This window comes from Mesorhizobium sp. M7A.F.Ca.ET.027.02.1.1, from assembly GCF_004022985.1.
Lineage (GTDB): Bacteria > Pseudomonadota > Alphaproteobacteria > Rhizobiales > Rhizobiaceae > Mesorhizobium.
The window spans coordinates 29407-37734 of sequence record NZ_RZOL01000013.1; the positions used below are offsets into that span (position 1 = coordinate 29407).

Consider the following 8328-nt stretch of genomic DNA (forward strand, 5'->3'; position numbering starts at 1 on the left):
CCCTTGGCCGGCATTGCATGTATGATAAGATAATGGAAAGATTCTTAACGTCAAGATATATGATGGTGAGACAATTGGACAGGGCAGCAAGAGCGATCGAGCAATGGAAGCGGGAGCGGCCCGATCTGGATGTCTCGCCAATGGGTGTGCTCGGGCGGCTGAACGAGGCCTCCTCGCTGATCGCCCGCGAGCGCCTGGCGCCGTTGTTTGCCCGTTATGGATTGCAGTCCGGGGAATTTGACGTGCTGGCAACGCTGCGCCGTTCAGGCTCTCCCTACGCGCTGACGCCGACCGCTCTCTACGAGGCGACGATGGTGACGTCCGGCGCCATGACCAACAGGCTAGACCGGCTCGAAACGTCCGGATTGATCCTGCGCGGGCCGCATCCCAACGATAGGCGCGGCATTGTCGTGCGGCTGACCGACAAGGGCCTGGCCTTGATCGATGAAGCCGTTACCGCCCACGTGGCCAACGAACACGAGGTTCTCTCGGGCTTGACGCCGGCGGAACAGGAGACGCTCTCTCGGCTGCTTGAGAAATTGATCGGGAGTATGGGCTAGAGCAATTCTAGGAAAAGTTTTCCGCCTAGAATTGCTTCAAAACAAATAGTTAGAGCAGCTCGCCGTTTCCGCGAAACGGTGAAATGCTCTAGCCGGTCAGTTCATAGGCTGCCGCGAGAACCGGCGCCGGTGTTTCCAGCGCTGGTATGATACGGTGAGGTGGACAAGCCGGGTCGGCATGTTGAGGTAGAGCAGAGCATCTCGCAAACCACTGAGATTTCGCTCACTCATCGCCTTGTCGGAAAAGTCCGGCATGGCCTCAAGTGTCGCTTCAGCTTGCTGGCCCCGGCCCTTTCCTGTCGGCAATCTGGCCGCAAAGGCTATTTCTCGACGCAGACAGACCTGCTCGACGCGATCCCGCAACGCCTCTTCGTAGCCGATACCGCATCGCATAAGCCGCGCGTGGGTGGCCTCATGGACGATAATCGAAGCGACCAATTCCGGCGTCGTCTCTTCGCTGATGATATGGCGCTCGTCCAATTCGCACGCCTTGGAGGAGTTCGCCCATTGCGCGACTGAAGCAGGAAGGGTTGTGACGAATACCTGTCTTACGTCACCAAGCAGCCGTCTGTAGCGCACTGGATCAAAATCACGAATAAGCTGAAGCGCCTCGACGATCTTGTCGGTGCCCTTGTCGCTGATGATGAGCAATCCGTCGACCGTTCGGGTACCGCTAAGCTTCACGGCGGCCCAGCGGGCCAACCGGCCAACGACGGCTCTTATGCTGCGTTCCGGCTCAATCGCTTCTGGGTCGCGCAAAGCTCCCTCGGAATTCAGTTGCGATCGTCCGGGAACACCGGGATGGGCATGAACTCGACGCCGTCCTCGGCCAGGCTCTTGGCTTCATCCAGCGTCGCCTCGCCATAGATGCCGCGCGGGTCGCTCTCGCCGAAATGGATCTTTCGCGCTTCCTCGGCGAACTTGTCGCCGACATAGTCGGCATTCTCGCGCACCTTCTCGGCCATCGCCTTGAGCTGTGCCAAAGCCTGCTTCTGCGCCTCGCCCATGGCGAGCGCTATGGTTTCCTGCTTGCGCGCCGTGGAGACAGCCGGCGCCATCAGCGCCTTCTGCACCTTGTGCGAGCCGCAGGTGGGGCAATCGACAAAGCCGCGCTTCTTCTGGGTGTCGAAATCGTCGTTGCTGCGGAACCAGCCTTCGAATTCGTGCTCGTGCTCGCAGATCAGGGCAAAGCGGATCAAGAGGCTGCACCCCTGAGCCGCGGCGCCTCGCCCAAGCCGGCATTGACGGCGAAATCCCGCGCATTCCTGAGATTGGGGATCTTCTTGCGCGCGGCAAGCGACTGCGCCGGGTCGATCTCGGCGACGATCACATCAGGCTCGTCATGCGCGGCTTCCGCGATGATACGGCCCCACGGATCGACGATCAGCGAATGACCGTAGGTCTCGCGGCCATCCTCATGCAGGCCGCCCTGCGCGGCGGCGATGACATAGGCGCCATTCTCGATGGCGCGGGCCCTGAGCAGCACGTGCCAGTGCGCCTCGCCGGTCTGACGGGTGAAGGCGGCAGGTACGGAAAGCAGATCGGCGCCGGCCAGTGCCTCGGCGCGGAACAATTGCGGAAAGCGCAAATCGTAGCAAACGGCAAAGCCGAGCTTTGCACCCTCGATCTCGGTGACGACGGCCTCGGTGCCCGGTTCGTAGGCAGCGGATTCACGCCAGCTCTCACCATTGTCGAGGTCGACATCGAACATGTGGATCTTGTCGTAGGTGGCGAGCGCAGCACCATCCGGGCCAAACAGCAGCGCCCGGTTGGCGAGCTTGCCGTCGGCCCGCAGGATGGCGGTCGAGCCGATATGCAGGAAGACGCCGAGTTCCCTGGCCAATCTGCGCGCGGTCGAAACGACGATGTCCTTGTCTTCGGACGTAAACGAGGCGGCGCGAGCTTCCTTGTCGCGGATCAGCGCACCGGTCATTTCCGGCGTCTGGATGTAGGTCGCGCCCTGGCTTGCCGCTTCACGCACCAGCCGTTCGAGATCGACCGCGTTGCGCTCGGGACTCTCGCCTGAACGCATCTGGATCGCAGCGGCTTTGAAAACACCCATCGTCATTCCCTCAATTCGTCGCGCCGTTGGCGAGCAGTTTGTCCAGCCGGCCTTCGGCCTCCAGCTCGTGGAGGTCGTCACAGCCGCCGATATGCGTATCGCCGATGAAAATCTGCGGAAAGGTCGTGCGGCCATGCGCCCGTGAGATCATCTCCTGGCGCAGTTCCGGCGAGAAGGAGGCATCGTGCTCAGTAAAGACGACGCCCTTGCGCTCGAGCAGCCGCTTGGCTGCCGTGCAATAGCCGCACATCATACGGGTGTAGATCGTGACATCGGCCATGACGAATTTCCGCTGTTCGTTGCCGACTTATATAGTCGCGGACTCGTCCGCCCGAAAGTCCCCCGGCAACACACGGGCAAAGGTCAGCACGTCGACGGCGGCCGCACCTCCCCTTTTCAGCGCCTTGGTGGCGGAACGCACCGTGGCGCCGGTGGTGTAGACATCGTCGATCAAAAGCACCCTGCGGCCGGCGATCTCGATTTCCGCCTCGGCGGGTACCCGAAAGGCGGCCCGCACATTCTCCTCGCGTTCCCCGCGCTCCAGCCCGACCTGCTGGCGGGTGAGTTTCACGCGCCGCACCGCCGAGGGGGCGAAGGGCAGTTCGCTGAGCACCGAGACCGCCCTCGCCAGTTCCGCCGATTGGTTGAAGCGCCGCCAAAAAAAGCGCCGCCAGTGCAGCGGCACCGGCACCACTACATCCGCCTCGGCGATGAGATCGGCACCGGCGCGCACCATCCAGCGCGCCATCCATGGTGCCAGATCCGTGCGATCCTGGTATTTCAACCCTTGCACCATCTGGCGGGCAACGCCGGAATAGGCGACCGCCGCCCGCGCCCGCTCGAAAGGAGGCGGATCGGCAATCGCCTCGGCCGACAGAAAGCCTTCGCCCATATGGTGGGTGAACGGCGTGCCCATGACCGGGCACCATGGCCGCTCCAGCAGCCTGAGCTTCGGCCAGCAGGCGCCGCACAGCACGCCCGGCTGCGAGACATGCCGGCGGCAACCGGCGCAGACCGGCGGAAACAGCATACGCGCCGGCCAGCCGACAACCGACCGCGCCAGGTTCGTGATCGCGATGGACTTGATCTTGGGCATCGGATCGGCCACGTGGTTGCTCCTGCGCGCCACTATATCAACGATCCCGGAGCGTGGACAAACAAAGGATCTGCCCGTTGCAGCCGATAATGGATACCTCTCTGTGGCTGGCGCACAAGCGGCGCGCCCTTGCTCATCCGGTCGACGGTGCGGACTTCCTCATGCGCCGCACGGCCGAGGACCTTGCCGACCGGCTGGGTGCCGTCGAGCGCAGGTTCGGCAAGGCGGCTGTGCTGTTTTGCCAGACGCCGGCAGCAGCCGAAACGCTCGCCGAAAGCGGCAAGGTCGCCGACATCGTCCGCGTCGAGGCGGACACGGCCTTCCTGAGCGGTGGCGGCGCCGGCTTGATCGCACCGCTCGAAACCGTGCCGTTCGAAGCGGAAAGCCTCGATCTGGCGGTGTCGCTTCTGTCGCTGCAGGCCATGAACGACATCCCCGGCATGCTGATCCAGATCCGCCGTGCGTTGCGGCCGGATGGGCTTTTCCTCGGCGCCTTTGCCGGCGCCGGTACGCTTTTCGAGTTGCGCGAAAGCCTGCTTTCGGCCGAGACCGAGCTTTACGGCGGCGCCAGTCCGCGTGTCGCCCCGTTTACCGACGTGCGCGATGCCGGTGCGCTGCTGCAGCGCGCCGGTCTCGCTCTGCCGGTCGCCGACGTAGAGACGGTGACGGTGCGCTATGCCAGCCTGTTCAACCTGATGGCGGATCTGCGGGCCATGGGCGAAACCTCTGCGCTCACCGATCGCAGCCGGCGGCCGGGCTCGCGCAAGCTGTTTGCCCGCGCGGCGGAAATCTACGCCGAGCGGTTTTCCGACCCCGACGGCCGCGTGAGGGCAAGTTTCTCGATTGTCTGGATGTCCGGCTGGGCGCCCGACGCATCGCAGCAAAAACCGCTTAAGCCAGGGTCGGCCAAGGTCTCGCTGAAAACAATCCTGGAGGCGCCCGGCGGGCAATGATCCTGCCCGCAGGCGCGGAAAGCCGGATCAGGGCGTGGGTGCGAAAGCGTTCGCAAGCTTGCTGTTGTTGTCGCTGAACAGCCAGATGATCCCGTCGCGGACCTCACCGATACCGCCGACGATGGCCAGCGACAGCACGGCGATGATGACGCCATATTCGACGGCCGTGGCGCCGGTCTCGTCGTTCAGAAAACCCAGCAGCACTGCTTTCATGGCCTCAACCCCTCTGTCCGGGACCTTACCGCCGACCTGTTAAGAAAGGTTAACGGCAAAGGCTTAACAGGCGATGAAACCGCCGCCTTTCCGAAATCTCTTAACCATGTCAGCAGTCGCCGCTGCTCCTGCCATTGGACCTGATGATGCAGACCGAGCTCGGTTGCGGCTGCAGCACGCTGCGGCGCAGCGTGTAGGTTTCGCGATGGCCGATCGAGCCTGTCGCCGCCATGTCAAGCCCGCCGAAACCATCACGGGCCGACAGCGAGCGTGTCTGGCTGTCGAGGAAGGGGGTTGCGATCAGCGCCAGCGCCACCGCGGCCGAACCGAACAGCAGCGTGATGCGCAATATGCCCATGCCCGCATCGGCGGCGCGAAAACCGCGCTCGGGCCGGATCGCGTCCCAATCCCTGTCTAGGCTCATGCTATCGCTCCCCGGCAAATCGACGGCTCGGCCGCGAACGGCCATGCTTCAATTTTTCACGACGAGATAAATCTTCCATTAACGCTGGCTGATACACGCCTCGGCCAGGAACCGACCGGACGCGAGCCTCAGAGAAGATCGATGAGGAACGGGATCAGCGGCGCATCGGCCGGCGGCATCGGATAGTCGCGCATCTGCTTCGGCCGCACCCATTTCAGCGCCTGCCCTTCCCTGGGCTGGGCGATGCCGCGGAAGCGGCGGCAGATGAACAGCGGCATCAGCAGGTGGAAATCGTCGTAGGAATGACTGGCGAAAGTGAGCGGCGCCAGGCAGGGAATGTCGGTTTCGATGCCGATTTCCTCATGCAGTTCGCGAATGATGCATTGTTCGGGCGTCTCGCCGGGCTCGACCTTGCCGCCGGGAAATTCCCACAGCCCGGCAAGTTGCTTGCCCTGAGGCCGCTGCGCCAGAAGCACCCGGCCGTCGGGATCGACCAGCGCGCAGGCGGCGACCAGGAGCAGGCGCTTGCCGGCGGTCACGACATCATTCATGACCCGGCGGCCGGCGGTAGTGGTAGCGATAGACTTCCTCGAAGCCGAGCGAATGGTAGAGCGCCAGCGCCGGCACGTTGTTGGCCTCGACCTGCAGCCATGCTTCCCGCGCGCCCCGCAGCCGCGCCCATTTGAGCGCCGACAGGATCAGGTTGCGGCCATGGCCCCTGTTGCGCGCCGATCTGTCGGTGGCGACCTCGAACAGGCCGGCGAGATCGCCGTCATGGACGCAGATAAGCGTCGCCAGTGCCTCGGCTCCATCTTCGAGCGCGAACAGCCCGGCTTCGGGCTGGATGGCGCCGATGATCTCCGACAGGCCGGGCCGCAGCGAAACATCCGAACCGCTGACCTTGAGCAACGCGCCGATGAAGCGGCTGATGTCCTTGAGCGGAATCTGGTCCATGGCGGCATCGAGTTGCGCGCCGGCCAGCGGCAGCCGCATGACCAGCGACTCGTCGAACCGGCTCCAGCCCTCGCGGTCGAGATGGCTGGCGAGATCGGGACCCGACAGCGGCGACATGCGGAACGTCAGCGGCCTTCCATAGGCATCGAAACGGCGGCTGGCCCGTCCGATACGGTCGGCCATGTGCATGATATCGCCGGGATCGAGCGGATTGACCGAGTTCAGCCGCTTGGCCGGATGGCCGGCGGTCAGCCGCACCACCCAGGTGCCGTCATAGTGGACGGCGGCTGCCGGCCAGGCGCGAAAGCCGGCCGCCTCGTAGCGGCGTACGATCGCGAGCATGCTTGCCGGATGCCTGGAGCTCAAAACCGTCAGCTCCGATAATCGCCATTGATGGCGACATATTCCTTGGTGAGATCGCAGGTCCACACCGTCGCCTTGCCGCGGCCGATGCCGATATCGGCACGGATGCGGATGTCGTCGCGCTTCATGTAGGCCGACGTCGCGGCCTCGGAGTAGCCGGGGTCGCGCTCGCCTTCATGCGCCAGCCTGTTGTCGCCGAACCAGATCGACAGCCGGTCGCGATCGGCGGGTTCGCCGGCCTTGCCGACGGCCATGACGACGCGGCCCCAATTGGCGTCCTCGCCGGCGACCGCCGTCTTGACCAGCGGCGAATTGGCGATGGACAGCGCGATGCGCTTGGCCGAGCGCGCCGATTTGGCGCCGGTGACGGTGACTTCGACCTGCTTGCGGGCGCCCTCGCCGTCGCGCACCACTTGCAGCGCCAGCGATTTCAGCACCTTGCCGAGCGCCCGGCGGAACGCGCCGAGACGGGCATCCTTGGGATCGGTTATCTCCGGCGCGCCGCGCTTGGCGGCCTTGCCGGTGGCGAAGATCAGCAGCGTGTCGCTGGTCGACGTGTCGCTGTCGACGGTGACCGCGTTGAAGGTCTTGGCCGTGCCGCGCGACAACAGATCCTGCAGGACGGGGGCGGCGATCGGCGCATCGGTGGCGATGAAGGAGAGCATCGTCGCCATGTCGGGCGCGATCATGCCGGCGCCCTTGGAAATGCCGTTGATGGTGACATCGGTGTCGCCGAGCTTGACGGTCGCGGTCGCCACTTTCGGATAAGTATCCGTGGTCATGATCGCCTTTGCCGCTTCGGTCCACAGCCCGGGCTTGCCGTTGCTGACCAGCCTGGCGAGCAGATGGCTGAATTTGCCGGTGTCGAGCGGCTCGCCGATGACGCCGGTCGAGGCCAGGAAAACCTCCGCTGCCGTGCAGCCGGCCGCCTTCGCCGCCGCCTCGCCGGTCAGCGCGGTCGACTCGCGGCCTTTCTTGCCGGTGAAGGCATTGGCATTGCCGGAATTGACGACCAGCACGCGCGCCTTGCCTGCGCCGAGATTCTGCCGGCAGAAGTCGACCGGCGCCGAGGGGCATTTCGATTTCGTGAACACGCCGGCGACCGCGGTGCCTTCATCGAAGATCATGGTCAGCAGATCGGTGCGGCCCTTGTACTTTATCCCTGCCTCGGCGGTGGCGATGCGCACCCCCTCGATTTCTGGCATTTTCGGGTATTTCTTCGGCGCAAGCGGCGAAATCGTCGTGGACATGGAGGCCTCGGGCGGGAAAAATCGCAAGGGAAGGTCGGTTTGCCCGATAGACCGCGCCGGCGCAAGGGCGTTTTCGTCGCTCTGGTCCGGGAGCTCGAACTCGCCCGGGGTTAAGCCTGCATCTCAAATCCGTTGGCGCCGGCGGGGCCGATGGCGTTATGATCTCACCCCATGGGCAGGCTTGCGATCCTTGCATGGGCATTTCTGGGACTTTTGCTGCTGAGCGCGGATGCGCAGCCGCAACGGCGCGTGGCGCTTGTCATCGGCAACGGCACTTACGCCGAAGCCGGCACGCTGGCCAACCCGGTCAACGACGCCCTCGACATCGCCGACAAGCTGCGCTCGATCGGCTTCGAGGTGATCGAGGGCAATGATCTCGGCAAGCGTGAACTCGAACGCAGCATCGGCGCGTTTTCCGATGCGCTCCAGGGCGCCGGCGCCGGGCTTTTCTAC

13 protein-coding genes are annotated in these 8328 nt (G+C 64.3%); 3 read left to right on the top strand and 10 right to left on the bottom strand.

Annotated elements, in window-relative coordinates; translation table 11 throughout:
- The first annotated feature begins 74 nt into the window (after positions 1-74).
- Entirely contained in the window at positions 75-560 is a 486-nt protein-coding gene (locus tag EN749_RS03225; RefSeq protein ID WP_127397870.1) for a MarR family transcriptional regulator, read from the top strand.
- 96 nt (positions 561-656) lie between these two features.
- Here EN749_RS03225 and EN749_RS03230 read toward each other — a convergent pair whose 3' ends face one another.
- The 5 genes from EN749_RS03230 to EN749_RS03250 are packed head-to-tail and all read right to left on the bottom strand — an operon-like array spanning position 657 to position 3730.
- Positions 657-1319 carry a hypothetical protein gene (locus tag EN749_RS03230; RefSeq protein WP_127322210.1) on the bottom strand — a complete coding sequence of 221 codons (663 nt, stop codon included), beginning with the start codon at positions 1317-1319 and terminating at the stop codon, positions 657-659.
- Between the two features lie 14 nt (positions 1320-1333).
- The gene (locus tag EN749_RS03235; protein ID WP_023811158.1) at positions 1334-1759 is read right to left on the bottom strand and encodes a DUF1178 family protein; all 426 of its coding nucleotides are present in this window, start codon (positions 1757-1759) and stop codon (positions 1334-1336) included.
- A complete protein-coding gene (locus EN749_RS03240; protein WP_128362553.1) occupies positions 1756-2622 on the bottom strand; it encodes a carbon-nitrogen hydrolase family protein in 867 nt (288 codons plus the stop codon). The genes EN749_RS03235 and EN749_RS03240 overlap by 4 nt, the downstream gene beginning before the upstream one ends.
- A 10-nt stretch (positions 2623-2632) precedes the next feature.
- A complete protein-coding gene (grxC, locus tag EN749_RS03245) occupies positions 2633-2902 on the bottom strand; it encodes a glutaredoxin 3 (RefSeq protein ID WP_127397866.1) in 270 nt (89 codons plus the stop codon).
- A 27-nt stretch (positions 2903-2929) separates the two neighbouring features.
- Complete coding sequence (locus tag EN749_RS03250) at positions 2930-3730, bottom strand: ComF family protein (RefSeq protein WP_128362554.1); 801 nt, start codon at positions 3728-3730, stop codon at positions 2930-2932.
- Between the two features lie 65 nt (positions 3731-3795).
- Here EN749_RS03250 and EN749_RS03255 point away from each other — a divergent pair, with 65 nt between their 5' ends.
- A complete protein-coding gene (locus EN749_RS03255) occupies positions 3796-4671 on the top strand; it encodes a methyltransferase domain-containing protein (RefSeq protein WP_127322227.1) in 876 nt (291 codons plus the stop codon).
- Between the two features lie 27 nt (positions 4672-4698).
- Here EN749_RS03255 and EN749_RS03260 read toward each other — a convergent pair whose 3' ends face one another.
- From EN749_RS03260 to argJ, 5 genes are all read right to left on the bottom strand, one after another.
- Positions 4699-4884, bottom strand: coding sequence for a Flp family type IVb pilin (locus EN749_RS03260; protein ID WP_013529446.1), 186 nt, complete (start codon positions 4882-4884; stop codon positions 4699-4701).
- Positions 4885-4993: 109 nt separating this feature from the next.
- The gene (locus EN749_RS03265; RefSeq protein WP_128362555.1) at positions 4994-5308 is read right to left on the bottom strand and encodes a hypothetical protein; all 315 of its coding nucleotides are present in this window, start codon (positions 5306-5308) and stop codon (positions 4994-4996) included.
- A 128-nt stretch (positions 5309-5436) separates the two neighbouring features.
- The gene (locus EN749_RS03270; RefSeq protein ID WP_128362556.1) at positions 5437-5859 is read right to left on the bottom strand and encodes a (deoxy)nucleoside triphosphate pyrophosphohydrolase; all 423 of its coding nucleotides are present in this window, start codon (positions 5857-5859) and stop codon (positions 5437-5439) included.
- Positions 5852-6604 (bottom strand): GNAT family N-acetyltransferase, encoded by a 753-nt coding sequence (locus EN749_RS03275; RefSeq protein ID WP_127322230.1) that lies wholly within the window; start codon positions 6602-6604, stop codon positions 5852-5854. Before EN749_RS03275 ends, EN749_RS03270 begins: the two co-directional genes overlap by 8 nt.
- 29 nt (positions 6605-6633) lie before the next feature.
- On the bottom strand, positions 6634-7875 hold the full coding sequence (gene argJ / locus EN749_RS03280) for a bifunctional glutamate N-acetyltransferase/amino-acid acetyltransferase ArgJ (protein ID WP_128362557.1): 1242 nt from the start codon (positions 7873-7875) through the stop codon (positions 6634-6636).
- Between the two features lie 171 nt (positions 7876-8046).
- Between argJ and EN749_RS03285 the strand changes: the two genes are divergently transcribed.
- A partial coding sequence (locus tag EN749_RS03285) for a caspase family protein (protein WP_189367344.1) occupies positions 8047-8328 on the top strand: 282 nt, incomplete at its 3' end.

Coding starts and splice junctions, on each gene's coding strand:
- EN749_RS03240 (WP_128362553.1), bottom strand. CDS start 2,622: ATGGGTGTTTTCAAAGCCGCTGCGATCCAGATGCGTTCAGGCGAGAGT.
- grxC (WP_127397866.1), bottom strand. CDS start 2,902: ATGGCCGATGTCACGATCTACACCCGTATGATGTGCGGCTATTGCACG.
- EN749_RS03260 (WP_013529446.1), bottom strand. CDS start 4,884: ATGAAAGCAGTGCTGCTGGGTTTTCTGAACGACGAGACCGGCGCCACG.
- EN749_RS03265 (WP_128362555.1), bottom strand. CDS start 5,308: ATGAGCCTAGACAGGGATTGGGACGCGATCCGGCCCGAGCGCGGTTTT.
- EN749_RS03270 (WP_128362556.1), bottom strand. CDS start 5,859: ATGAATGATGTCGTGACCGCCGGCAAGCGCCTGCTCCTGGTCGCCGCC.
- EN749_RS03275 (WP_127322230.1), bottom strand. CDS start 6,604: ATGCTCGCGATCGTACGCCGCTACGAGGCGGCCGGCTTTCGCGCCTGG.
- argJ (WP_128362557.1), bottom strand. CDS start 7,875: ATGTCCACGACGATTTCGCCGCTTGCGCCGAAGAAATACCCGAAAATG.